General features: G+C 73.6%; 20 protein-coding genes. 14 read left to right on the forward strand and 6 right to left on the reverse strand.

Annotated elements, in window-relative coordinates; all coding sequences use genetic code 11:
- Positions 1-17: 17 nt before the first annotated feature.
- Positions 18-614: a DUF5998 family protein gene (locus E8D34_RS17550; protein ID WP_136595962.1), complete on the forward strand. Its 597-nt coding sequence runs from the start codon at positions 18-20 to the stop codon at positions 612-614.
- Positions 611-1,774 (forward strand): nucleotide pyrophosphatase/phosphodiesterase family protein, encoded by a 1,164-nt coding sequence (locus E8D34_RS17555; RefSeq protein WP_240771433.1) that lies wholly within the window; start codon positions 611-613, stop codon positions 1,772-1,774. The genes E8D34_RS17550 and E8D34_RS17555 overlap by 4 nt, the downstream gene beginning before the upstream one ends.
- A 265-nt stretch (positions 1,775-2,039) precedes the next feature.
- Here the strand turns inward: E8D34_RS17555 and E8D34_RS17560 are convergent, their stop codons facing one another.
- Positions 2,040-2,765, reverse strand: a complete 726-nt coding sequence (locus tag E8D34_RS17560) for a thymidine kinase (RefSeq protein ID WP_136595963.1) — start codon at positions 2,763-2,765, stop codon at positions 2,040-2,042.
- 50 nt (positions 2,766-2,815) lie between these two features.
- Here E8D34_RS17560 and E8D34_RS17565 point away from each other — a divergent pair, with 50 nt between their 5' ends.
- Positions 2,816-4,843 carry a M3 family metallopeptidase gene (locus E8D34_RS17565; protein WP_136595964.1) on the forward strand — a complete coding sequence of 676 codons (2,028 nt, stop codon included), beginning with the start codon at positions 2,816-2,818 and terminating at the stop codon, positions 4,841-4,843.
- A 24-nt stretch (positions 4,844-4,867) separates the two neighbouring features.
- Here E8D34_RS17565 and E8D34_RS17570 read toward each other — a convergent pair whose 3' ends face one another.
- From E8D34_RS17570 to E8D34_RS17580, 3 genes are all read right to left on the reverse strand, one after another.
- On the reverse strand, positions 4,868-6,034 hold the full coding sequence (locus tag E8D34_RS17570) for a PQQ-dependent sugar dehydrogenase (RefSeq protein WP_136595965.1): 1,167 nt from the start codon (positions 6,032-6,034) through the stop codon (positions 4,868-4,870).
- A gap of 26 nt (positions 6,035-6,060) precedes the next feature.
- Positions 6,061-6,951: a 3-methyl-2-oxobutanoate hydroxymethyltransferase gene (gene panB / locus E8D34_RS17575; protein WP_136595966.1), complete on the reverse strand. Its 891-nt coding sequence runs from the start codon at positions 6,949-6,951 to the stop codon at positions 6,061-6,063.
- Positions 6,952-7,114: 163 nt separating this feature from the next.
- Complete coding sequence (locus E8D34_RS17580; protein WP_136595967.1) at positions 7,115-7,690, reverse strand: VOC family protein; 576 nt, start codon at positions 7,688-7,690, stop codon at positions 7,115-7,117.
- Between the two features lie 70 nt (positions 7,691-7,760).
- Between E8D34_RS17580 and E8D34_RS17585 the strand changes: the two genes are divergently transcribed.
- The 6 genes from E8D34_RS17585 to E8D34_RS17610 all read left to right on the forward strand — a co-directional run bounded on the left by E8D34_RS17585 (position 7,761) and on the right by E8D34_RS17610 (position 15,452).
- Positions 7,761-9,821: an NAD(+) synthase gene (locus E8D34_RS17585; protein WP_136595968.1), complete on the forward strand. Its 2,061-nt coding sequence runs from the start codon at positions 7,761-7,763 to the stop codon at positions 9,819-9,821.
- 149 nt (positions 9,822-9,970) lie between these two features.
- A complete protein-coding gene (locus tag E8D34_RS17590) occupies positions 9,971-11,242 on the forward strand; it encodes an MFS transporter (RefSeq protein WP_136595969.1) in 1,272 nt (423 codons plus the stop codon).
- 189 nt (positions 11,243-11,431) lie between these two features.
- Entirely contained in the window at positions 11,432-12,478 is a 1,047-nt protein-coding gene (locus E8D34_RS17595; RefSeq protein ID WP_136595970.1) for an iron chelate uptake ABC transporter family permease subunit, read from the forward strand.
- Positions 12,475-13,497 (forward strand): iron chelate uptake ABC transporter family permease subunit, encoded by a 1,023-nt coding sequence (locus E8D34_RS17600; RefSeq protein ID WP_136595971.1) that lies wholly within the window; start codon positions 12,475-12,477, stop codon positions 13,495-13,497. The genes E8D34_RS17595 and E8D34_RS17600 overlap by 4 nt, the downstream gene beginning before the upstream one ends.
- Before the next feature lie 49 nt (positions 13,498-13,546).
- A complete protein-coding gene (locus tag E8D34_RS17605; RefSeq protein WP_136595972.1) occupies positions 13,547-14,338 on the forward strand; it encodes an ABC transporter ATP-binding protein in 792 nt (263 codons plus the stop codon).
- 73 nt (positions 14,339-14,411) lie between these two features.
- Positions 14,412-15,452, forward strand: a complete 1,041-nt coding sequence (locus E8D34_RS17610) for an iron-siderophore ABC transporter substrate-binding protein (RefSeq protein WP_136595973.1) — start codon at positions 14,412-14,414, stop codon at positions 15,450-15,452.
- A 67-nt stretch (positions 15,453-15,519) separates the two neighbouring features.
- Here E8D34_RS17610 and E8D34_RS17615 read toward each other — a convergent pair whose 3' ends face one another.
- On the reverse strand, positions 15,520-16,056 hold the full coding sequence (locus tag E8D34_RS17615) for a hypothetical protein (protein ID WP_136595974.1): 537 nt from the start codon (positions 16,054-16,056) through the stop codon (positions 15,520-15,522).
- Between the two features lie 129 nt (positions 16,057-16,185).
- Here E8D34_RS17615 and glnA point away from each other — a divergent pair, with 129 nt between their 5' ends.
- From glnA to E8D34_RS17635, 4 genes are all read left to right on the forward strand, one after another.
- Positions 16,186-17,526 (forward strand): type I glutamate--ammonia ligase, encoded by a 1,341-nt coding sequence (glnA, locus tag E8D34_RS17620; RefSeq protein ID WP_136595975.1) that lies wholly within the window; start codon positions 16,186-16,188, stop codon positions 17,524-17,526.
- Positions 17,527-17,555: 29 nt separating this feature from the next.
- Positions 17,556-17,783, forward strand: a complete 228-nt coding sequence (locus tag E8D34_RS17625) for a hypothetical protein (protein ID WP_136595976.1) — start codon at positions 17,556-17,558, stop codon at positions 17,781-17,783.
- A gap of 23 nt (positions 17,784-17,806) precedes the next feature.
- Entirely contained in the window at positions 17,807-20,767 is a 2,961-nt protein-coding gene (locus tag E8D34_RS17630; protein ID WP_136596020.1) for a bifunctional [glutamine synthetase] adenylyltransferase/[glutamine synthetase]-adenylyl-L-tyrosine phosphorylase, read from the forward strand.
- Between the two features lie 202 nt (positions 20,768-20,969).
- Complete coding sequence (locus E8D34_RS17635) at positions 20,970-21,239, forward strand: hypothetical protein (protein WP_136595977.1); 270 nt, start codon at positions 20,970-20,972, stop codon at positions 21,237-21,239.
- Positions 21,240-21,242: 3 nt separating this feature from the next.
- On the opposite strand, the gene E8D34_RS17640 is transcribed toward E8D34_RS17635, so the two are convergent.
- A complete protein-coding gene (locus E8D34_RS17640) occupies positions 21,243-22,166 on the reverse strand; it encodes a glutathione S-transferase C-terminal domain-containing protein (protein WP_136596021.1) in 924 nt (307 codons plus the stop codon).
- Between the two features lie 353 nt (positions 22,167-22,519).
- Between E8D34_RS17640 and E8D34_RS17645 the strand changes: the two genes are divergently transcribed.
- On the forward strand, positions 22,520-23,968 hold the full coding sequence (locus E8D34_RS17645; RefSeq protein ID WP_136595978.1) for a DEAD/DEAH box helicase: 1,449 nt from the start codon (positions 22,520-22,522) through the stop codon (positions 23,966-23,968).
- Positions 23,969-23,987 lie beyond the last annotated feature (19 nt).

The following is a 23,987-nucleotide window of genomic DNA, read 5'->3' on the forward strand; positions in this document are numbered from 1 at the left end:
GTGGGAGGATGCGCAGCATGCAGGAACCCACCCGCTCCGCCCCCCAGGCCGATCGCGCGGCCGAGCTGCGTACCGCGATCGACCGCACGGGCTACTACCCGGAGGTCGTCGCCTCCGCGGTCAGCGACGCGGTCGGCGGCGAGGACGTGCTGTCCTACTACGTCCACCACGAGCCGACCTTCGAGCGGGACGAGGTACGCCGCCACCAGAGCGTCATCGTGCTCACCCCGAGCCGGCTGATCCTCTGCCACACCGACGAGCACACCGGCGACGACCTGCTGCCCGAGCCCTACACCTCCACCTCCACCGAGGCGGTCTCGCTCTCCTCGGTGAGCTCGGTCGTGGTCACCCGGATGGTCACCGAGCCGACGTCGGGCCCGCGGCCCCCGGCCGAGGCCGTGCTCACCATCGGCTGGGGTGGGGTGAGCCGGGTCGACCTCGAGCCGGCCTCCTGCAACGACCCGCAGTGCGACGCCGACCACGGGTACACCGGTGTGCTGGCCTCCGACGACTTCTCGCTGCGGGTCTCCGCGGCGGCCGACGGCAAGGACGCGGTCGGCGGCCTGCTCAGCTTCGCGGCCACCCTCTCTGCGCGCACGCGCGGCGGCCGGTGACCGGCCCGGTGACCGGCCCGGTCGGCGCCCCGGACGCGGTGGTGGGCGACTTCTGCCCGCCCGCCTACGGCGAGCGCTCGCTCAGCGACGTGGTCCCCGCGGTGGCGGCCGCGCTGGGCAGCCCGTTGGCGCACAGGCCGTCGGGCCTCGTGCTCCCCGACGCCGCCTCCTACGTGGTCTTCCTCATCGACGGCCTGGGCGCCCGGCTGCTGCAGCGCTACGCCGCCGCTGCGCCGTACCTCTCCTCGCTCCTGGTCGGCTCGGCCCCCGCGACGGCGGGCGTGCCGTCGACGACGTCGACCAGCCTGACCTCGCTCGGCACCGGCCTGCCGCCGGGTGGGCACGGCCTGGTCGGCTTCACCACCCGGGTGCCCGGCACCGACCAGCTGCTCAACGCGCTGGTGTGGGACGCCGACGTCGACCCGGTCCAGTGGCAGCCGCACCAGACCACCTTCACCAGCCTGCAGAACGCGGGCGTCCAGGTGAGCGTGGTGAACAAGCGCGAGTTCGACGGCAGCGGCCTGACCGTGGCCGCCCACCGCGGTGCCGACTACGTGGGCGTGGACCGGGTCGGCGAGCGGATCGCCGCCGTGGTCGCGGCCTCCGCGGCGCGGCCCTCGCTGACCTACGTGTACGACGGCGACCTCGACTGGACCGGTCACCGGTGGGGCGTGGCCTCCACCGAGTGGCTCCAGCAGCTGGCGATGATCGACCACGAGGCCGAGCAGCTGCGCGACGCGCTGCCGCCGGACCGGCGGCTGCTGGTGGTCGCCGACCACGGGATGGTCGACGTACCGGCGCACCGCCGCATCGACGTCAGCGAGGAGGACGACCTGCGCTCCGGCGTCGCCCTGGTCGGCGGCGAGGCGCGGTTCCGCCACCTGTACTGCGTCGGCGGCGCGGTGCCCGACGTGCTGGCCACCTGGCGCGAGCGGCTGGGCGACCGGGCCGAGGTGCTGTCCCGGGCCGAGGCCGTGGCGCGGGGCTGGTTCGGCCCCGTCGACCCGGCAGTGGCCCCGAGGCTCGGCGACGTGGTGGTCGCCTCTCGCGACGACCACGCGATCCTGTCCACCGACGGGTTCCCCTACGAGTCGCGGCTGGTGGGCATGCACGGGTCGCTGACGCCCGAGGAGATGGAGATCCCGGTCCTGGTGGACTGAGTTCGATGGCGCGAGCGTGTCTCTCGCTTCGCTCGGCCACGCTGCCGCGCGCGCAGTCGGGCGCCGCGGTGGTTGCCGTGTCCTGGCGGCTTGCCGCGGCCGCATCGCGGAGAAGCTCGCTCGCGCCCTCCGGTTGCTCCTTCGTCGCGCCCTCCGGAGCGCTTGCTTCACGTTCCCCGCGATCGCAGCCGTGAGGCCTGGGGTTGGCGAGCCGGTGTCGGTGGTTGAGGCGCGAGCGCAGCGAGCCTCGAAGCCACCGCGGCGGCTAGCCGGTGAAGGGGAGCGGCTCGGGGGAGAGGCTGACGGCGCGGGCGCGCGCGGCGGTGAGGCCCCGGCGGTGGTGCTGGCGGCAGAGCACCTCGTAGGCCACCTCCACCTCGTGGGTGGGGTCCGCCGGCGGCGCACCGGCCGTGCCGGCCGTGCCCGCTGCGCCGGCCGCAGCAGCCGCCTCGGCCTCGGCGGACTCCACGTCGCCGACCACGATCACCTCGCCCTCGGTCACCATCACGCCGTCCTCGGTCCGGGCGTTGTGGGTCGCGCGCTTGCCGCACCAGCACAGCGCCTCGACCTGGAGCACCTCGGTGCGGTCCGCCAGCTCGACCAGACGGGCGGAGCCGGGGAAGAGCCGGGTCCGGAAGTCGGTGAGGATGCCGAAGCAGAAGACGTCGATCTGCAGCTCGTCGACGACCTTGGCCAGCTGGTCGATCTGCGCCGCGGTGTAGAACTGGGCCTCGTCGCAGATCAGGTAGTCGATCCGCGCGCCCTGGGTGAGCGCGGTGACGGTGTAGCGCCAGAAGTCGAAGTCGTCGGCGACCTCGTGCGCCTCCGCGGTGAGTCCGAGCCGGGAGGAGACCAGCGCCGCGCCGGCGCGGTCGTGCGAGGTGAAGAGCCGCCCGATCCGGCCACGCGCCGCGTGGTTGTGGTTGGTCTGCAGCGCCAGGGTCGACTTGCCGGCGTCCATCGTCCCGGTCCGGAAGGTCAGCTCAGCCACGCGCGGAATCCTCTCACCCCGGTCTTCGCGCGACGACCTAGGGTGAGCCCGTGACGCACTTCCTGCTGCGGGCCAGCGACCTGCCGTACCAGCTGCCGCACTTCGCGGAGATCTCCGACGAGGACTACGCGCCGGCGATCGAGGAGGGGATGGCCGACCAGCTGGCGGCGATCGCGGCGATCACGGCCGATCCGGCACCGGCGACGTTCGCGAACACCCTGGTCCCGTTGGAGCTCAGCGGCGTAGGGCTCCACCGCGCGCTCAGCGTCTTCTTCAACAAGGCCAGCGCCGACTCCAACGACCGGATCGACGCGATCCGCGCCGAGCTGGCGCCGCGGCTCGCCGCGCACGGCGACGCGATCCTGCTGGACGCCGCGCTCTTCGCCCGGCTACAGGCGGTGCACGCCGACCGCCATGCCCTGGGCCCCGAGGAGCGCTACCTGGTGGAGCGCTACGTCACCGAGCTCACGCTCGCCGGGGCCGGGCTCGACGCCGCCGACAAGGCACGGCTGACCGAGCTGAACGGCCGGATCTCCCAGGCCGAGACCGCCTTCGAGCTGGCGCTGCAGGCCGACGCGAACGACCTGGCCGTGGTGGTGGAGGACGTTGCCGACCTGGACGGCCTGACCGCCGGGGAGATCTCCGCCGCGAAGGCCGCGGCCGAGGCCCGCGGACTCCACGACGCCTACCTGCTTACGCTGGTGCTGCCGACCGCCCACCCGCACCTGGCCTCGCTGACGAACCGTGAGGTCCGCAGGAGGCTGTACGACGCCCAGCGGGCGCGCGGCAGCCGCGGCGGTGAGCACGACACCCGCGCCACCGCGCTGGAGATCCTGCGGCTGCGTGCGGAGCGGGCCCGCCTGCTCGGCTTCGAGACCCACGCCGCCGCCGTCACCGCCGACAACACCGCCGGCACGCCCGCCGCCGTACGGGCGATGCTCGAGCGACTCGCCGCACCCGCCGCCCGCAACGCCCGCGCCGAGCACGCGGCGCTGTCGGCCGAGGCCGGGTTCGAGGTCGAGGCGTGGGACTGGCCGTTCTACGCCGAGCAGGTCCGCGCCAGCCAGTACGACGTCGACCTGGCCGCCCTGCGCCCCTGGTTCGAGGCGGAGCGGGTGCTGCGCGACGGCGTCTTCCGTGCCGCGCACCTGCTCTTCGGGCTGACCTTCACCGAGCGCGACGACCTGGACGGCTACCACCCGGGCGTGCGGGTCTTCGAGGTGGCCGAGGAGGACGGCACCCCGGTCGGGCTCTACCTGCTGGACCTCTACACCCGCGACTCCAAGCGCGGCGGTGCCTGGATGAGCAGCTTCGTCGACGCCTCGGCGCTGTTGGGGACCGCCACCGCCGTGGTGTTCAACAACCTCAACGTGCCGCAGCCCGCGCCGGGGGAGGCGACGCTGCTGACCTTCGACGAGACCACGACCCTGTTCCACGAGTTCGGCCACGCCCTGCACGGCCTGCTCGGCCGGGCGACCTACCCGAAGCTGTCGGGGACCAACGTCTTCCGCGACTTCGTCGAGTACCCCTCCCAGGTCAACGAGATGTGGATGCTGTGGCCCTCGGTGCTGGCCGAGTACGCGGTGCACCACGAGACCCACGAGCCGATCCCGGCGGGGGTGATCGAACGGCTGGAGGCGTCGGCCACGTTCAACGAGGGCTATGCCACCAGCGAGTACCTGGCCGCCGCGCTGCTCGACCTGGCCTGGCACGAGCTGGGGCCCGACGAGGTGCCGACCGACCCCGAGGAGGTGGCCGCGTTCGAGGCGCGGGCGCTGTCCGCGGTCGGGCTCGACCTCCGGGCGGTCCCGCCGCGCTACTCCACGCCGTACTTCGCGCACGCCTTCTCCAGCGGCTACGCGTCGGCGTACTACTCCTACGTCTGGAGCGAGGTGCTCGACGCCGACACCGTCGCCTGGTTCAAGGAGAGCGGTGGCCCCACCCGGGAGAACGGCGAGGCGTATCGCCGCCACGTGATCGGCATCGGCGGCACGATGGACCCCTTGGAGTCCTACCGCGCGTGGCGCGGTCGGCCCGCGCCGATCGAGCCGCTGCTGGAGCGGCGGGGCCTGGCCTGACCCGACCCGGGACCGGGGCGCGCCTCAGCGGACGGGGCGGACCCGGAGCAGCTGGTCGGCCCCGGCGCCGTTGCTCGTGGTGACCAGCAGGGTCCCGTTGGGGGCGACCGTCACCGCCCGGAGCCGGCCGTACTCCCCGCGCAGGCGGACCCGCTCGCGGACGAGTCGGCCCCTCTTGTCGAAGGTGAGGAAGCGGAGGTGCTCGCCGCGCAGGGCGGCGACCGCGAGCGCGCCGGAGAGCCGGCCCCAGCCGCGGGTGGGCAGGAACGCGCCACCGGACGTGGCGATCGTGGGCTCGCCGGAGGACCACCGCGCGTCCCACTGGCGGCCGGGCAGCGAGTGGTCCGTCATCGGCGGGCTCTCGTCGTAGCCGGGGCCGGGCTGCCAGCCGTAGTTGCGACCCGCCCCGAGCCGGTTGACCTCGTCGTCGCGGTAGGTGCCGTGCTCGACCGACCACAGCGTCCCGTCCGCCCGCTGGGCGAGGCCCTGCACGTTGCGGTGGCCGTAGGTGAAGACGTAGCGCCGAGGCCCGGACGCGCGCGACCACGGGTTCTCGGGCCAGGCCTCGCCGGTGCGCCGGTCCAGGCGGAGGGTCTTGCCGCCCAGGTTGCGCAGGGTCTGCGGGGCGGCGGTGGTCGCGGCGTCGCCGGTGCCGACGAGCAACGCCCCGTTGCGGGCGATCAGCAGCCGGCAGCCGCCGTGCCGTCCGGTCGTGGTGGGCAGGCCCGTGAGCAGAGTCTGCTGCCGCCGCGCGCTGGCCCGATCGTCGGCGAGCCGCCAGCGGATCACCCGGATGTCGTGGGCGCCGCTGCGGCTCTGCCACCCCGAGCAGGTGTAGAAGCGGCGGTTCTTCGTGAACCTCGGGTCCACCGCCAGTCCCATCAGGCCGGTCTCGCCGGAGCTCCAGATGCGCGCGCCGACCAGGTCCACGGTCGTCCGCGTCCCGTCCTTCAGGAGCAGCAGCTCCCCGCCCCGCTCGGTGACGAGCAGGCGGCCGCCGCCGATCGGGCGGACGTCCCAGGGGATGTCCAGGTCATCGGCGACGACGGTGACCTCCAGCGCCGGTACCGCGCGCTCGGATGGTCGGGGCGTGGGCGGGACCGGTGCGCCCTGGGCGCCCCGGGCGGTCGAGAGCACGGTGGCGGCCAGGGCGACGACGATCGCGGCGCGGAGTGCGGCGGTGGGGCGCATGCCGCCACGGTACGGCGGCAGGCGACTCAGAAGGTGTGCTCCTCGCCCGGGAACGCGCCCGACTTCACCTCGGCGTCGTAGGCGCGGGCCCCGTCGAGCAGCACCGAGCGCAGGTCGGCGTACTGCTTGACGAAGCGGGGCAGTCGCCCGGACCGCAGCCCGAAGGCGTCCTGCCAGACCAGCACCTGCCCGTCGCACTGGTTGCCGGCGCCGATGCCGATGGTGGGGATGTCGAGCTCGGCGGTGACCTTCGCGGCCACGTCGCCGGGGACCATCTCCATCACCACGGCGAACGCGCCGGCGTCCTGGACGGCGTGGGCGTCGCGGAGGATCCGGTCGGCGGTCTCGCCGCGGCCCTGGACCCGGTAGCCGCCGAGCGCGTGCTCGGACTGCGGGGTGAAGCCGATGTGGGCCATCACCGGGATGCCGCCGCGGGTCATCCGCTCGATCTGCGGCGTCATCTCCACGCCGCCCTCGAGCTTCACGCAGTGCGCGCCGCCCTCCTTCATGAACCGTACGGCGGTCAGGTAGCCCTGCTCCGGGGAGGCCTGGTACGAGCCGAACGGAAGGTCGCCGACGACCAGCGCGCGGCTGACGCTGCCGGAGACCGCACGGGTCAGCGGGATCAGCTCGTCGACCGTGATCGGCAGCGAGGTGGCGTTGCCGAGGACGTTGTTGGAGGCGCTGTCGCCGACCAGCAGCACCTCGATCCCGGCCTCGTCGAAGATCTGCGCGGTCAGCTGGTCGTAGCTGGTCAGCATCGAGAACCGTTCGCCGCGCTGCTTCATCTCGCGCAGGTGCTGGGTCCGGATCCGCTTGACGGGCTTGCTGGCGGACGGGCTGCTGGCCGTCGCTCCGCCGTAGGGCGCGGTCTCCTCCGCGGGGGCGGCAGGGGTGGCCGGGGTGGAAGTGCTCATCGTCGAGCTCCGTTTCATCCGGTCTCGCGGCTCCGCCAGGGGAGTCCACGGACATGTCAGGAACACAATGAGGCTAGTCCGGTCCGGTGGCGGGGCCGAGGTCCGGGTGCTGTGGCCTCCGTCACCCGGGCTCCGTCACCCGGGCTCCGTCACCCCGGCTCCGTCACCCCGTGGTCGGCGCGGCCGCGTCGGCGGCGGCCTCCAGGTCGGCGACCACGATCCGCCGCATCTGCAGCATCGCCTGCATCGCGGCCTGCGCCCGCCCGGGGTCCGGGTCGGAGACCAGCTCGTAGAGCCGGGTGGGGACCACCTGCCAGGAGATGCCGTAGCGGTCCTTGAGCCAGCCGCACATCGACTCCTCGCCGCCGTCGACGAGCGAGTCCCAGTAGTAGTCGACCTCGGACTGGTCGCCGCAGTCGATCGAGAACGAGATCGCCTCGGAGAACGAGAAGTGCTGAGGGCCGCCGTTGATGCCGCGGAAGGCGAGGCCGTCGAGGACGAACTCGCCCGCGTACACCGCGCCGGGCCCGCCGTCGGTGGCGGGCCGGCGGGCCAGGTGGCCGATCGAGGAGCGGGGGAAGATGCCGGTGTAGAAGCGGGCGGCCTCCTCCAGCTGGTCGTCGAACCACAGGCACGGCTGGACCCTGGTGCCCCGGATCGCGGGGGAGGAGTCGCCGGCGGGGCTGGCGGCGGGCCTGCTGGTGGGGGTGCTCGTGGGGTGCGTGCTCTCGGCGCTCATGTCCGTGTCGACCCGCCGACGGGATGGGATTCATCGCGGGGAGTCCCACCAGCCTCCCTAGACTCACCGCGTGGACTTCTACTCCTCCTACGCCCACGGCTTCGCCCGCGTCGCGGCCGTCACCCTCCCGGTGGCGCTCGCCGACCCCGCGACCAACGCCGCACGCGTGCTGGAGCAGGCGCGCGGCTGCCACGAGGAGGGCGTCGCGGTAGCGGTCTTCCCCGAGCTGTGCCTGAGCGGGTACGCCGCCGACGACCTGTTCCTGCAGGAGACGCTGCTGGGGGCGGTCGCCGAGGCGCTCACCGAGCTGGTCGTCGCCTCCGCCGAGCTGCTGCCGGTACTCGTCGTCGGCGCCCCGCTGGAGCACCGCAACCGGGTGCTGAACTGCGCCGTGGTGATCCAGGGCGGCCGGGTGCTCGGCGTCGCGCCGAAGTCCTACCTGCCGACCTACCGCGAGTTCTACGAGCGGCGCTGGTTCGGCGCCGGCGCCGACCTGCACGGCGAGTCGATCGAGGTCGGTGGGGAGACCGTGCCGCTGGGCCCGGACCTGATCTTCGCCGCGACCGACGTGCCCGGGCTGCGGCTGCACGTCGAGGTCTGCGAGGACATGTGGGTGCCGGTGCCGCCGAGCTCCCACGCGGCGCTGGCCGGCGCCACGGTGCTGGCCAACGTCTCGGGCAGCCCGATCACGATCGCCCGCGCCGAGGACCGGCACCTGCTGGCGCGCAGCGCGAGCGCCCGCTGCAACGCCGCCTACGTCTACGCCGCGGCCGGCCTGGGGGAGTCGAGCACCGACCTGTCGTGGGACGGGCAGACGATGGTCTACGAGTGCGGCGACCTGCTCGGCGAGAGCGAGCGCTTCCCCGAGGGACCGCGGCGCACCGTGGTCGACGTCGACCTCGACCGCCTGCGTCAGGAGCGGCTCCGGCAGGGAACCTTCGACGACAACGCGCGCTCGGCCGGCGTACCGGAGTTCCGGACGGTCGGGTTCGAGCTCGAGCCGCCGACCGGCGACATCGGGCTGCGCCGCAAGGTGGACCGCTACCCGTTCGTCCCCGACGACGCCGAGCGGCTCGCCCAGGACTGCTACGAGGCCTACAACATCCAGGTGTCCGGCCTGGAGCAGCGGCTGATGGCGATCGGCACCGAGACCTTCCAGCCCAAGATCGTGATCGGCGTCTCCGGCGGGCTCGACTCCACCCACGCGCTGATCGTCGCCGCCAAGGCGATGGACCGGCTGGGCCGCCCGCGCAGCGACATCCACGCCTTCACGATGCCCGGCTTCGCCACCGGCGAGGCCACCAAGTCCTACGCCACCCGCCTGGCCACCGCGCTCGGCTGCACCTTCGCAGAGCTCGACATCAAGCCCGCCGCCACCCAGATGCTGCACGACCTCGACCATCCGTTCGTCGGCGGTGAGCCGGTCTACGACATCACCTTCGAGAACGTCCAGGCCGGCCTGCGCACCGACTACCTGTTCCGGCTGGCCAACCACCGCGGCGGGATCGTGCTCGGCACCGGTGACCTCTCCGAGCTGGCGCTCGGCTGGTGCACCTACGGCGTCGGCGACCAGATGTCGCACTACAACGTCAACGCCGGCGTGCCGAAGACGCTGATCCAGCACCTGATCCGCTGGGTGATCGACACCGACCAGCTGCACGGCGGCGCGTACGACGAGGAGACCGACCTCGTCCTCCAGGACATCCTCGACCAGGAGATCACCCCGGAGCTGATCCCGACCGCGGCCGGCGAGCGGCCGCAGGCGACCGAGGACTACGTCGGCCCCTACGCGCTCCAGGACTTCACGCTCTACCACGTGCTGCGCCGGGGCACCCGGCCCAGCAAGATCGCGTTCCTCGCGTGGCACGCCTGGCGGGACGCGGCCGCCGGCGAGTGGCCGCCCGGGTTCCCGGCGGAGTCCCGCAACGCCTACGACCTCCCGGTGATCCGGAAGTGGCTCGACGTCTTCGTCCGTCGGTTCTTCGCCAACCAGTTCAAGCGCTCGGCGCTGCCCAACGGCCCGAAGGTGGTCGCCGGCGGCACCATGTCGCCGCGCGGGGACTGGCGGATGCCGTCGGATGCCCGCCCGGACGCGTGGTTGGAGGACCTGGCCCGGGTGCCGGAGGCCTGAGCGCCGCCGTCGATGACGGGAATGTGGCTGCCCACCGGTATCGTGGGCAGGTCGGCAGCTCTGCGCCGGCCGCACTGATGTGCATCACCTAGTCCGGGAGCGGGCCAAGGCGGCACGTACCGCCCTCCAAGCCCCCCCCGAGGTCCGTGATGACACAGGAACTGCTGCGCAGCGCGCCCAGCGCGACGATCGACCGCTCACCGGCGACCCGGCATGCCGGCAGCGTGCTCGAGGCCAGCGGCCCGACGTACTTCCCGGTGGCGCTGGCGGCCCGGCTTCCCTACGCGATGATGGTCGTCGGGGTGCTCACCCTGGTGGTCTCCGCGCGCGATTCCCTGGCGCTCGGCGGCCTCAACTCCGCGATGGTCGGCATCGGCACCGCGCTCGTCGGTCCGTTGCTCGGCGCCGCCGCCGACCGGTTCGGACAGCGCCGCGTGCTCGTCGGCGCCAGCCTGGTCAGCACCTTCGCACTGGCCCTGATGGCCTGGGTCGTCTACAGCCCGCTGCCGAACGCGGCGGTGCTGGCCGTGGCGTTCCTGATCGGCGCCAGCGCACCGCAGGTCGCGCCGATGTCGCGCTCGCGGCTGGTCGCCCTGATCGGGCGCCGGGTCGACCCGACCCGTCGCGACCGCTCCTTCCACTCGACCATGGGGTACGAGTCGGCCGCCGACGAGCTGGTCTTCATCATCGGACCGGTCCTGGTCGGCGTACTCGCCACCTGGTTCGGGCCGTCGGCCCCCGTGCTCGGCGCCGCGTTGCTGACCGCCGTCTTCGTGACCGCGTTCGCGCTGCACCCCACCGGTCGGGCGGACGGGGGACACGCCGACGCCGAAGGGGCCGAGGTCGCGGCCCCGGTCGCCGAGCTGTTCCGGCCGGCGCTGCTGGTGGTCGTGCTGGGCATCGGCGCTGTCGGCCTCTTCTTCGGCGCCACCCTGACCGCGCTGACCGCGTTCATGGACGAGGCGGGCCACGGCGACCAGGCCGGGCTGGTCTACGGCGCGATGGGCGTCGGCTCGGCCGTGCTGGCGCTGGCCGTCGGCTTCTTCCCGGCCCGGTTCGGTCTCGCGGCGCGCTGGGTCGTCTTCTCCGTCGCCCTGCTGCTCGGCGCGGCTCTGCTGCCGACCGCATCCTCGGTCGGCGCGATCAGCGTGATGCTGGTCGTGGCTGGCATCGGCATCGGCCCGACCCTGGTCACCCAGTACAGCCTCGGCGCCCGGCGCAGCCCGGTCGGCCGCTCGGCCACCGTGATGACCATGCTCGGGTCCGCGATCATCGTCGGCCAGGCCTTCGCGTCGGCGATCGCCGGCCAGGTGGCCGAGCACTGGGGGAGCCACGCCGCGATGCTCCTGCCGGCCGTCGCCGCGCTGCTGGTCGCCGTGGCGGGGATTGCCAACGCGGTGATCACCCGCCGCCACCCCTGACCGCGAGTGGGGGGTTGTGGCGCGCCGAGTCGGGGGTTGTGGCGCGCCGAGTTCGGGTGGTTGACCGCGTCGCCGCCCGTCCGTGACACAACCCGCGAGTCGGGCGACCACGACCCGCAAGTCGGGGGGACGTAACCCGCAAGTCGGGGGGCCACAACCCCCACGTCGGCGGTGTGTGAGACTTAGGTTATGCAAGCCTTACTTGGCGCGGATCCCATCGTCACGGCGCCGGCGCCTGGCGGCGTGGTCGCCACGGGGCGCGGACGCCGGACCCTGGTGCTCGGGCTCGCCGGGCTCGGGGTCCTCGCCGCTGCCGGCCTCAGTCTCGCGCTCGGCGTGCGCGGCGTGGCGCTCGCCGACACCTGGCAGGCGCTGGTCGGTCCGGTCGCCGGCGACGTCGACCACGCAGTGATCCGGGGCCAGCGGGTGCCGCGGACCGTCATCGGTCTGCTCGCCGGGGCGGCGCTGGGCCTGGCCGGGGTGCTCGCCCAGGCGGTGACCCGCAACCCGCTGGCCGACCCCGGGCTGCTGGGGCTCAACGCCGGTGCCTCGCTCGGCATCGTGGTGGCCGCGACCACCTTCGGTGTGGTCGCCCCCGCGGCCTCCATCTGGTTCGCCTTCGTCGGTGCCGCGATCGCCGCGGTGCTGGTCTTCGCGATCGGTCACGGTCGCCCGGTCCAGCTGGCGCTGGCCGGTGCCACCGTCTCGGCTCTGCTCGCGCCGCTCACCACCCTGTTGCTCTTCCGCGACGTCGACGCCCTGGACTCCCTGCGGTTCTGGGCCGTCGGTGCGCTCACCGGGCGGGACCTGGATGCCGTCGCCGCGCTGTGGCCCTTCGTCGTCCTGGGCGCGGTCGTGGCGGCACCCCTCGCCCACCGGCTCAACGGCCTCGCGCTGGGTGACGACGTCGCCGCCGGGCTCGGGCAGCGGGTCGGTGTCACCCGGGTCTGGGCCGGTGCCGCGATCGTCTGCCTCGCCGGCGCGGCCACCGCGCTGGCCGGGCCGATCGCGCTGGTCGGCCTCGCGGTCCCGCACGCCGCCCGGCGCCTGGTCGGCACCGACCACCGGTGGCTGGTCCCGCTCTGCGCGCTCCTCGGCGCGGCGATGCTGCTGGTCGCCGACATCCTGGGCCGGTTGCTCGGCGACGAGGAGCTCGAGGCCGGGGTGGTGGCCGCGCTGATCGGCGCGCCGGTGCTGATCGCGGTGGCCCGTGGGCGACGGGTGGCGGGGCTGTGAGCATCCTCGCGCTCGGCAGGATCCGGCGGCGCCAGCGCGCCCGCGGCGCGGTCGTCGCCGCGGCCGCGGCGGGCCTCGCCCTGGTGCTGCTCCTGCTCGCCCTCGTGCTCGGTGTCGCCGGTGTCCCGCCGCAGCGGGCGCTGCCGGCCGTGTTCGGGGTCGGGGACCGGCTCGACCTCCTGGTGGTGCAGCAGCTCCGGTTGCCGCGTGCGCTGGCGGCGGTCCTGGCCGGCGCCGCGTTCGGCCTGGCCGGCGCGCTGTTCCAGTCCACACTGCGCAACAACCTGGCCAGTCCGGACATCCTCGGCATCTCCGGCGGTGCCTCGCTCGGCGCTGTGACCGCCGTGGTCGGGTACGGCGCGTCGGGTGGCGTGGTCACGCTCTCGGCGCTGGGCGGCGGGATCGCCGCGGCCGTCGCGATCTGGGCGCTCGCGTGGCGTGGGGGCCTGCACGGCCTGCGTTTCGTGCTGGTCGGCGTCGGCGTCTCCTACGTGTGCGCCTCGCTGATCTCCTGGCGCCTGTCCGAGGCCGACCATCGTGACGCCGGCAGCGTCCTGCTGTGGACGGTCGGCAGCGTGGCCGACGTCCGCGACGAGCTGCTCGGGCTGCTCGCGGCCGGCGTCGCCGTACTGGCCGTACTGGCCGCGCTGGTCGCCCGCGACCAGCGTCGGCTGGCACTGGGCGACGACCATGCGGCCTCGCTCGGCCTCCACGCCGGCCGGGCCCGGGCCACCGCGTTGCTGATCGGCGTCGGGCTGGTCGCGCTGGCCACCGCCGTGGCCGGCCCGGTCGCCTTCGTGGCGCTGGTCTCTCCCGCGATCGCCCGCCGACTGCTCGATGACGGCGGGCCAGCGCTGGCAGCCTCGGCGGCGGTCGGGGCGGCGCTGACGATCGGCGCCGACGTGGTCGGCCAGCACGCGCTCGGCCCGATGACGGCCCCGGTGGGCGTGGTGACCGGCCTGGTCGGCGCGCCGTACCTGCTGTGGCTGCTGGCGCGCAGCGAGCGGGGTGGGCGCTGATGCGGGGGCGGATGCGAGCACTGACGGAGACCGGAGTGAGGGAGCGGGCATGAGCACAGCGATCACCGCCGAGGGTGTCGTCCTCGGCTACCGGGCGCACCCGGTCATCGACGGCCTCGACCTGGCGCTGCCGCCGGGCAAGGTGACCGCGATCGTCGGCCCCAACGCCTGCGGCAAGTCCACCCTGCTGCGCGGTCTGGCCCGCCTGCACCCGCTCCAGGGTGGCCGGATCACCGTGGACGGCGAGGACGCCCACGCCCTGTCGCGCCGCGAGCTGGCGCGCCTGATCGGCGTCCTGCCGCAGGCCTCGGTCGCGCCCGACGGGGTCCGGGTCGCGGAGCTGGTCGCTCGCGGGCGCTACCCGCACCAGGGCTGGTTCGGACGACACACCAGCACTGACGACGCGGTCGTCCTGCGCTCGCTCGAGTCCACCGGCGTCGCCGACCTGGCCGAACGGCGCCTCGAGGAGCTCTCGGGCGGGCAGCGACAGCGCGTCTGGATCGCGATGGTGCTGGCCCAGGAGACCAGCGCCGTGCTGCTGGACGAGCCGACCACCTACCTCGACCTCACCCACCAGATCGAGCTGCTCGAGCTGTTGGTCGACCTCAACGAGGAGCGCGGTACGACGGTCGTGATGGTGCTGCACGAGCTCAACCACGCTGCCCGGTACGCCGACCACGTGGTCGTGATGGCGGCCGGACGGATCGTGGGCCAGGGGGCACCCGCCGACGTGCTGACCGAGGAGACGGTCCGCGACGCGTTCGGCCTCGACGCGGCCGTCGTCGCGGACCCGGTGACCGGTGGTCCGCTGGTGGTGCCCCGCGGTCGTTCGCGGCGCTGACCCCTCTGCATGCCCGGATGCGGGTTAGGTTAGGCTGGGCTTACTAACAGTCCGCAACCTGAAGGAGACTCGCGTGCGCACGACACGTGGCTTCCGCCGCACCGCAGCCGTCGTGGCCGGTCTGGCATCCACCCTGACCCTGGCCGCCTGCGGCTCCGACGACTCCGCCACCGCCACCGCCGCAACGGCCGGCGAGGCGGCCGACGTCTTCCCGATCACCCTCGAGAACTTCTACGGCGAGACCGTCATCGAGGCGGAGCCGACCCGCGTCGCCACGTGGGGCTGGGGATCGACCGAGGCCGCGATCGCCGCCGGCGTCTACCCGGTCGCCGTCGCCGAGCAGCTGTGGACCGCCGGCGAGGGCAACCTGCTGCCCTGGGTCGAGGAGGCCTACGACGAGGCGGGCGTCGAGCACCCCGTCGTCCTCAACGACGACGCCGGCGGTGCCGAGATCCCCTACGAGGAGTTCATCGCCGCCACCCCCGACCTGATCGTGGCGCCGTACTCGGGCCTCACCGAGGAGCAGTACGAGCAGCTCTCCGAGATCGCCCCGGTGGTCGCCTTCACCGAGGGGCCCTGGACCACGCCGTGGGACGAGACCATCCGTCTCACCGCGACCGCGCTGGGCCGGGAGGAGAAGGGCGAGGAGATCCTCGACGAGATCCACGCCTACATGGCCGAGGAGGCCGCGGCGCACCCCGAGTTCGCGGGCACGACGGTCGCCGGCATCTGGGCCGCCCCGACCACGCTGTCGGTCTACACCGGGATCGACCCGCGGGTCGGCGTGCTCACCGAGCTCGGCTTCGAGGTCGCCCCGAGCGTCGCCGAGCTGGACACCTCCGACAACGGCTTCTACTTCGAGCTGAGCTGGGAGAAGGCCGATGCGCTCGAGTCCGACCTGATCGTCAGCTACCACTCCACCCAGGAGGAGGCCGACGCGATGCTGACGGACGAGAAGGCGCTGACCATCCCGGCGGTCGGGGCCGGCGCCGTGGCCCAGATGGTGGGCCCGGCCAACGTCTCCTCGGTCTCGCCGCCGACCGCGTTGAGCTTCCAGTGGGAGAAGGGCATGCCGGCCCTCGTCGACAAGCTCGCCGTGGCACTGCGGGACTGATCGCACGCCGCGCGTCCGACCGATGAGGACCCCCGACCGACCGGGTCGGGGGTCCGTTCGTCGTGGGTCAGTTGCCCGCGGCGTGGTACGCCGGGCAGAACGTGGTGTGGAGGTAGCGGTTGAACCCGCGGGCATCGCTGACCGGGGCCCCGCTCATGACGTCGTCGTCCACCGCGTCCTGGACGGTCGTCTCGCCCGAACGCCAGCTGTCGCAGACGACGGAGACGCCGTACGCGAAGTTGGTGGCCTGTTCGTAGTCCAGGGCAGTGCCCGGACCCAGGCCATAGCCGTAGAGGTCGGCCATGCTGCCCAGGCGGACGATGACCTCGTGGGGCAGGCCGAGCTCGTTGTCGGCGGCCGGAGCCTGCGATGCGGACCGAGAGGTCGGTGCGGCCGCCTTCGTCCGCTTCCTGCTCCTCGGCTGCTGGGCAACCGGTGACTCCGTCACGGTCGGCGCGGCGGACGTCGTCGGAACAGGCGTCCACGGAGTCGGCGCCTGAGCCGACGCCTCGTCGTCGGGGAACCATCCCCCGCTACATCCCGTGACCGCCGAGAGGCCGGCGGCCGCCGCGGCCGCGGCGAGGGCTCGGCAGATCGTGTGCACGTCGGGGACGCTAGGGGCGGAGCGGTCGGCGGCAGTCGTACTTTCAGGTGCTGGACCGGGCCCGGCGGGCGCGATCGTGTGTCGGGCACCCGGGCCGCGCGCCGTGTCTCCTGCCCCTAGGCTGCAGCCATGGGTAAGCAGGAAGACTTCGTCCTCCGCGCTCTCGAGGAGCGCGACGTCCGGTTCGTCCGGCTCTGGTTCACCGACGTGCTCGGGTTCCTCAAGTCGGTGGCGGTGGCGCCGGCCGAGCTGGAGGGCGCCTTCTCCGAGGGCATCGGCTTCGACGGCTCGGCGATCGAGGGCTTCGCCCGCGTCTACGAGGCCGACATGCTCGCGCTGCCGGACCCGACCACGTTCCAGATCCTTCCGTGGCGCAGCTCCGACGGTCCCGCCACCGCCCGGATGTTCTGCGACATCGTGATGCCCGACGGTTCGCCGTCGTACGCCGACCCGCGCAACGTGCTCAAGCGGACGCTGGCCAAGGCCGCCGACCAGGGGTTCACCTTCTACACCCACCCCGAGGTCGAGTTCTACCTGTTCAAGGACGCCCCGGAGCCGGGTGCGGAGCCGATCCCGGTCGACCGCAGCGGCTACTTCGACCACACCGCGCACTCGTTCGGCTCCGACTTCCGTCGCGAGGCGATCACGATGCTCGAGGCGATGGGCATCTCGGTGGAGTTCAGCCACCACGAGGCCGGCCCCGGCCAGAACGAGATCGACCTGCGGTACGCCGACGCGCTCTCCACCGCCGACAACATCATGACCTTCCGGACCGTCATCCGGGAGGTGGCGCTGGGGCAGGGGATCTGGGCGAGCTTCATGCCCAAGCCCTTCACCACCCACCCGGGCTCGGGCATGCACACCCACGTCTCGCTGTTCGAGGGGGACCAGAACGCCTTCTACGAGGCCGGTGCCGAGTACCAGCTCTCCAAGACCGGACGTCGGTTCATCGCGGGCATCCTCCGGCACGCGAACGAGATCAGCGTGGTCACCAACCAGTGGGTGAACTCCTACAAGCGGATGATGTTCGGTGGCGAGGCGCCGTCCTACATCTGCTGGGGGCACAACAACCGGTCCGCGATGGTGCGGGTGCCGATGTACAAGCCGCACAAGGGGCAGTCCACCCGCGTCGAGCTGCGCACGATCGACGCCGCCTGCAACCCCTACCTCGCCTACGCCGCCGTGCTCGCGGCCGGTCTGAAGGGCATCGAGAACGACTACGAGCTCCCCGCGGAGGCCGAGGACGACGTCTGGGCCCTCACCGAGAGGGAGCGTCGCAGCCTCGGGATCGAGCCGCTGCCCCGCAACCTCAACGAGGCGATCAGCATCGCGGAGAACTCCGAGCTGCTCGCCGAGACGCTGGGGGAGCAGGTGTTCGACTACTTCCTCCGCAACAAGCGGGCCGAGTGGGACGAGTACCGCGGCCAGGTGTCGGCGTTCGAGCGGGACCGCATGCTGCCGGTGCTGTGACCGGCGGCGGCGCGCGCGAGGTCGAGCCCGTGGACAGGATCCTGGTCCTCCAGCACGAGGACGAGTGCCCGCCCCACCTGCTGGGGACCTGGCTCACCGAGGCGGGTCCCCGGCTCGACGTGCGCCGCCTCGAGCGCGGTGCGGCCTTCGCGGCGCGGATCGCGGCGGGCGGCACCGCCCGGGAACCGGGCCGGGAATCGGCCCGGGAATCGGCCCGGGAATCGGCCCGGGGATCGGCCCAGGAGCCGGCGCGGTGATCCGGCCGACGATCCGCACCGAGATGGTGCGACTGGGCTTCTCCGACACCGAGCGCGCCCAGCGCGACCTCGCCGAGCTGGGCGACCGCGGGCGGGAGCTGCTGGCGCTCCTCGGCCTGGTGGCCGATCCGGACGCCGCGCTCACCGCCCTCGTCGGGCTCGCCGACGCGGTGGAGGACCGGGAGGCGCTGCTCGCCGCGGTCTGCCACGACGAGGGGCTGGCGATGCGGCTGCTCTGCGTGCTCGGTGCCAGCGCCGCGCTCGCCGAGCACCTGCTGCACCATCCCGAGCAGTGGCGCGAGCTGCGGGACCCGACGCTCGGGTCGACCCGCGTGCCGGCGTTCGCGATGCGCAACGCGCTGCTCGAGGCGGTCGGCGCCGACCACGCCGCGCCGCTGCCGGTCGCCACGCTGCCGGACCAGGAGGCGGTGAACGCGCTGCGCGTGGAGTACCGCCGGCACCTGCTGCGACTCGCGGCCCGCGACCTGGCCCACCACCTGCCCGTCGACGACGCGGCGGCCGAGCTCTCCGACCTCGCCGCCGCCACGCTCGAGGCGGCGCTGGCCGTGGCCCGCGCGCGGGTCGGCACCGAGGACGCCGCGACCGTGCGGCTGGCCGTGATCGCGATGGGCAAGTGCGGCGGGCACGAGCTCAACTACGTCTCCGACGTCGACGTCGTCTTCGCCCACGAGCCCGCCGACCCCGACGCCGACGCCGGTGCGGTCGCCGCGGCCGGGCGCGTCGCGGCCAAGCTGGCCGCGCAGATGATCCAGGTCTGCTCCGACCACACCGCCGAGGGCACCATCTGGCCCGTCGACGCCAACCTGCGGCCCGAGGGGAAGGCGGGGCCGTTGAGTCGCACCCTGGCCAGCCACCGCGGCTACTACGAGCGGTGGGCCGAGCCGTGGGAGTTCCAGGCGCTGCTCAAGGCACGGCCGGTCGCCGGCGACCTCGACCTGGGGCACGAGTTCGTGGAGATGGTCGCGCCGATGGTGTGGTCGGCCGCGGACCGCGAGGGGTTCGTCGACGCCGCGCGGGCGATGCGCCGCCGGGTGCTGGACCACATCCCGGCCAAGGACGCCGACCGGGAGCTCAAGCTCGGCGCCGGCGGCCTGCGCGACGTCGAGTTCGCGATCCAGCTGCTCCAACTGGTGCACGGCCGGGCCGACGAGGCGATCCGGCCGCCGACCACCCTCAGCGCCCTGGCCCGCCTCACCGAGGGTGGCTACGTCGGCCGCTCGGACGGCGAGCAGCTGCACCGCGCGTACGCCTTCCTGCGCCAGCTCGAGCACCGGATCCAGCTCTACCGACTCCGGCGTACGCACCTGGTGCCCACCGACGAGCCGTCCCTGCGCCGGCTGGGGCGCAGCCTCGGCCTGCTCAAGGAGCCGGTGGAGGCCCTGAACCGGCTCTGGGAGCACCACCGCCGCGAGGTCAGCCGGCTGCACCAGAAGCTCTTCTACCGACCGCTGCTGACCGCGGTCGCGCAGATCCCCGGCGATGGCGTGCACCTCTCCTCGGAGGCGGCCGCGGTCCGACTCGCCGCGCTCGGGTACGCCGACCCGCGCTCCGCCCTGCGCCACCTGGAGGCGCTGACCGCCGGCGTCAGCCGGGCCGCGGCGATCCAGCGCGCGCTGCTGCCGGCGATGCTGCAGTGGCTCTCGGAGTGCGCCGACCCCGACGCCGGGCTCTTCGGGTTCCGCAAGCTGAGCGAGGCGCTCGGCCGGAGCCCGTGGTTCCTGGGCACGCTGCGCGACGAGGGGGAGGCCGCTGATCGGCTGGCCCACCTGCTCGGCACGTCGCGCTACACCACCGACCTGCTGGAGCGGGAGCCGCAGGGCGTGCGGCTGCTGGCCGGCGACCTCACGCCGCTCGGCGCCGAGCCGCTGCGCGAGGAGATGCTGGCCACCGCGCGGCGGCAGGCCGACGCCGGCAAGGCGGCGCGCGCGATCCGGGCCATCCGGCGCCGCGAGCTGCTGCGGATCGCGGCCGGCGACGTGCTCGGCCTCACCGACGTCGCCGATGTCGGGTTCGCCCTGTCCCGCCTCACCGATGCGACGCTCGAGGCCTCCCTGCAGGTCGCCGGCGAGGCGGTGCGCGCCGAGCGTGGGCTGGACGAGGAGCCGACCGCGCTGGCGATCGTCGCGATGGGGCGGTACGGCGGCTTCGAGCTCTCCTACGGCTCCGACGCCGACGTGCTCTTCGTGCACGACCCCTACCCCGGCGCGGACCCGCAGGTGGCGGCCTCCTACGCGAAGGCCGTGGCCGAGGAGGTCCGGGCCGCGCTCGCCGCCCCCGGCCCGGACCCGGCCCTCGTGGTCGACGCCGACCTGCGCCCCGAGGGGCGCCAGGGTGCGCTGGTCCGCACGCTCGAGGCCTACGGCGCGTACTACGCGAAGTGGTCCAAGGTCTGGGAGGCACAGGCGCTGCTGCGCGCCGACGCCGTGGTCGGCGACGAGTCGCTGCGGCGCCGGTTCACCGAGCTGATCGACCCGCTGCGCTACCCCGAGGGCGGTCTGAGTGAGCGGGACATCCAGGAGGTCCGCCGGATCAAGGCGCGGGTCGACACCGAGCGGCTCCCGCGGGGCGCCGACCCTGCCACGCACCTCAAGCTCGGCCGCGGCGGCCTCGCCGACATCGAGTGGACCGTGCAGCTGCTCCAGCTGCGCCACGGCGCCGAGCACCCCGGTCTGCGGACGGCGCAGACGCTGCCCGCGGTACGCGCCGCTGCCGAGGGCGGCCTGCTGGCCGAGGACGACGCCGAGACCCTGACCGAGGCCTGGCGGATGGTGAGCCGGGTGCGCAACGCCGTGCTCCTGGCCCGCGGCAAGCCCGGTGACCAGTTCCCCCGGGCGACCGTCGAGCGTCGCGCCGTGGCCTGGGTGATGGGCTACCGGCTCGACGAGACCGACGCGCTGGTGAACGACTACCGGCGGGTCACGCGGCACGCCCGGGGCGTCGTCGACCGCGTGTTCTGGGAGTGACTTCGGCTTCCCGGGGACACACCTGCCCCGGGTGTTGGTTCTCGCGCCGGGTATGTCATGATGGTGGTCGTCGGGCCGCGACCGACCCCCCCAGAGGTCGCGGCCCGGCTTCATTTTTCCGGTCGGGTGCGCGGCCCTGCGCCGGCGAGCGGTCGCCGACCCCCATTCGAACAGATGTTCGATGTCGGGCTAGGCTCCAGCCATGGAGCAGCAGCCGGTGCGTCGTACGCCGCCGGTGCACGTGTGGGTGGACACCACCATGCGCTGGGGCCCCAGCTCGCTGCCGGGGATCCTGCTGACCTGGCGGCGCACGACGCCGCGGGAGGGCGTGGTGGTGTGGCAGGGGCTGTGCGTCTTCGCGCTGGTGCCGCCACCTCGCTCGCCGGGCGACCTGGTGGTCTACCAGCAGTGGGTCGACGCGGCCCACATCCAGCCGATGGCGGCGTACGAGCCGCCGCGGGCCCGCGGGTGAGCGTCAGATCCGCTCGCGCCCGTGCGGGGACAGCCAGACGCTCGACTCCGGCCCGCGGGGCACGATCCCGGTCGGGTTGATGTCCTCGTGGACCACGTAGTAGTGCCGCTTGATCTGGTCGAAGTCGACCGTCTCGCCGAAGCCCGGCGTCTGGAACAGGTCGCGGGCGTAGCCCCACAGCGCCGGCATCTCGGTCAGCTTGTTGCGGTTGCACTTGAAGTGGCCGTGGTAGACCGCGTCGAAGCGGACCAGCGTGGTGAACAGCCGGATGTCGGCCTCGGTGATCGCGTCGCCCATCAGGTAGCGACGGTCTGTCAGCCGCTCCTCGAGCCAGTCCATCGTCGACCAGAGCCGCTCGTACGCCGCGTCGTAGGCCTCCTGGGAGCCGGCGAAGCCGCAGCGGTACACGCCGTTGTTGAGCTCGGTGAAGACGCGCTGCATCACCTCCTCCATCTCCGGGCGCACGGCGTCGGGCCACAGGTCGGGTGCTCCCGGGCGGTGGTGGTCGCGCCACTCGAAGAACAGGTCGTGGGTGATCCACGGGAAGTCGTTGGTGACCACGGCGCCGGTCGGCACGTCCACCATCGCGGGGACGGTGATCCCGCGCGGGTACGCCGCGTCGCGGGCGAAGTAGGCCTGCTGCAGGCGCTCGTAGCCGAGCACGGGGTCGACGCCGCCCGGGTCGAGGTCGAAGGTCCAGCTGCGGGCGTCGTGGGTGGGGCCGGTCAGGCCCATCGAGATCACGCCCTCGAGGCCGAGCAGGCTGCGCACGATGATCGCCCGGTTGGCCCAGGGGCAGGCGCGTGCGGCCACCAGTCGGTAGCGGCCCGGCTCGACCGGCCAGGTGGTGACGTCGAGGTCGTGGCCGCCGTACGGGTCGCGCGAGCGGCCGGGCTCGGCGGTGATCCGATCGGGGAGGTACTGCATGTCCCGGGTGTAGGCCTTGCCCTGCTCGGTGTAGGTAGGCACCGGCACCCCCTTCGGATCGTCGAATCCTTCGGATTGTTGAATCGTCCACTAATACTACCCGGAGAGTGGTGTCGAGGCGGGACACCGTCCCGGGGTGAGCAAGGCCACGGGCCCGGGGGGACTCGTCGATGGGGGTCGGGACGAGCATCGCCGTTAGCCTGGTGCTTCAGCTCGTTCGGGTCCCACCGCGGGTTGAGTGCCACGTCGCAGCGATCGTCGGTCCGTCCGGCGACGACGCTCCGTAGGCCGCCCGCCGCCGCCTGGCGGAGACATCTGGGCATCGGTGGGCGCAACCCAAGGACGCCTCACGCATGACCTCCTTCGTCGATCTCGGCCTGCCCACCTCGCTCGCGACGGTGCTCGAGCAGCGCGGGATCACCACTCCCACTCCCATCCAGGCAGCGACGCTGCCCGACGCCCTCGCCGGGCGCGACGTGCTCGGCCGCGGCCGCACCGGCTCCGGCAAGACCTACGGCTTCCTGCTCCCGCTGGTGACCCGCCTCTCCGGTGGTGCGAAGGCGAAGCCGGGCCGTCCGCGCGCGCTGATCCTCGCCCCGACCCGCGAGCTGGTCGGCCAGATCGAGGAGGCGCTCGCCCCGCTGGCCGCCGCGACGGGCCTGACCTCGCGCACCGTCTTCGGTGGCGTCGGCCAGAAGCCGCAGGTGGACGCGATCCAGCGCGGCGTCGACATCCTGATCGCCTGCCCCGGCCGGCTCGAGGACCTGATCGGTCAGGGCCACTGCAGCCTCGCCGACATTGCCATCACCGTCCTGGACGAGGCCGACCACATGGCCGACCTGGGCTTCCTGCCCGCGGTGCGGCGCCTGATGGGACAGACGCCGAAGGCCGGCCAGCGCCTGCTCTTCTCGGCCACGCTCGACGGCGGCATCGACGTGCTGGTCAAGCGGTTCTTGAACGACCCGGTGACCCACCAGGCCGACTCGGCCCAGTCGCCGGTGGCCACCATGGCCCACCACGTGCTCCACATCGACCGCGAGCACCGGCTGCCGATCCTGCTCGACCTGGCCAGCGCGCCGGGCCGCACGGTCGTCTTCACGCGCACCAAGCACGGCGCCAAGGCGCTGGCCCGCCAGCTCAACAAGAACGGCGTCCCCGCCGTGGAGCTGCACGGCAACCTCGGGCAGAACGCCCGTACCCGCAACCTCGCGGCCTTCCACGAGGGCAAGGCCGCCGCGCTGGTCGCCACCGACATCGCCGCGCGCGGCATCCACGTCGACGACGTCTCGCTGGTCGTGCACGCCGACCCGCCGGCCGAGCACAAGGCCTACCTGCACCGCTCCGGCCGCACCGCGCGGGCGGGCGCCGAGGGCACCGTGATCACGCTGATGACCAGCGACCAGCGCAACGACGTGCGCGACCTGACCCGGGCGGCCGGCATCAAGCCGACCACCACGCGCATCCAGGGCAGCGCCCACCCGGTGCTGGTCGAGCTCGCGCCGGGGGAGCGCTCGCGCCCCGGTGCCCTCGAGCTCACCGTGCCGCAGCAGCCGCGTCAGCCGAAGCAGTCCTCGGGCAGCGGCGGTGGCGGACGCTCCGCGCGCTCCCGGCGCAAGCCGTCGGGCACTGCGGGCGCGGGCCAGGGCGGACAGGCCGGTCAGGGCGGACAGCAGCGCTCCCGCCAGGGCGGCGGCCAGGGCTCCGGCTCCGGTCAGCAGCGCCCCCAGGGCGGCGGCCAGGGCGGCCGGGGCCGGTCCCGCGGCCGCAGCGGCGGCCGCTCCGGCGGCGCGCCCCGCGTCTGACGATGTGACGACGACGCCG

The sequence above is a fragment of the Nocardioides sp. GY 10113 genome, assembly GCF_004919105.1.
GTDB lineage: Bacteria > Actinomycetota > Actinomycetes > Propionibacteriales > Nocardioidaceae > Nocardioides.

Bases quoted from the DNA above. Each gene is read 5' to 3' on its own strand.
- E8D34_RS17550 (WP_136595962.1), top strand. From the start codon at position 18: ATGCAGGAACCCACCCGCTCCGCCCCCCAGGCCGATCGCGCGGCCGAG.
- E8D34_RS17570 (WP_136595965.1), bottom strand. From the start codon at position 6,034: ATGCGCCCCACCGCCGCACTCCGCGCCGCGATCGTCGTCGCCCTGGCC.
- panB (WP_136595966.1), bottom strand. From the start codon at position 6,951: ATGAGCACTTCCACCCCGGCCACCCCTGCCGCCCCCGCGGAGGAGACC.
- E8D34_RS17580 (WP_136595967.1), bottom strand. From the start codon at position 7,690: ATGAGCGCCGAGAGCACGCACCCCACGAGCACCCCCACCAGCAGGCCC.
- E8D34_RS17590 (WP_136595969.1), top strand. From the start codon at position 9,971: ATGACACAGGAACTGCTGCGCAGCGCGCCCAGCGCGACGATCGACCGC.
- E8D34_RS17595 (WP_136595970.1), top strand. From the start codon at position 11,432: ATGCAAGCCTTACTTGGCGCGGATCCCATCGTCACGGCGCCGGCGCCT.
- E8D34_RS17605 (WP_136595972.1), top strand. From the start codon at position 13,547: ATGAGCACAGCGATCACCGCCGAGGGTGTCGTCCTCGGCTACCGGGCG.
- glnA (WP_136595975.1), top strand. From the start codon at position 16,186: ATGGGTAAGCAGGAAGACTTCGTCCTCCGCGCTCTCGAGGAGCGCGAC.
- E8D34_RS17630 (WP_136596020.1), top strand. From the start codon at position 17,807: ATGGTGCGACTGGGCTTCTCCGACACCGAGCGCGCCCAGCGCGACCTC.
- E8D34_RS17635 (WP_136595977.1), top strand. From the start codon at position 20,970: ATGGAGCAGCAGCCGGTGCGTCGTACGCCGCCGGTGCACGTGTGGGTG.
- E8D34_RS17640 (WP_136596021.1), bottom strand. From the start codon at position 22,166: ATGCAGTACCTCCCCGATCGGATCACCGCCGAGCCCGGCCGCTCGCGC.
- E8D34_RS17645 (WP_136595978.1), top strand. From the start codon at position 22,520: ATGACCTCCTTCGTCGATCTCGGCCTGCCCACCTCGCTCGCGACGGTG.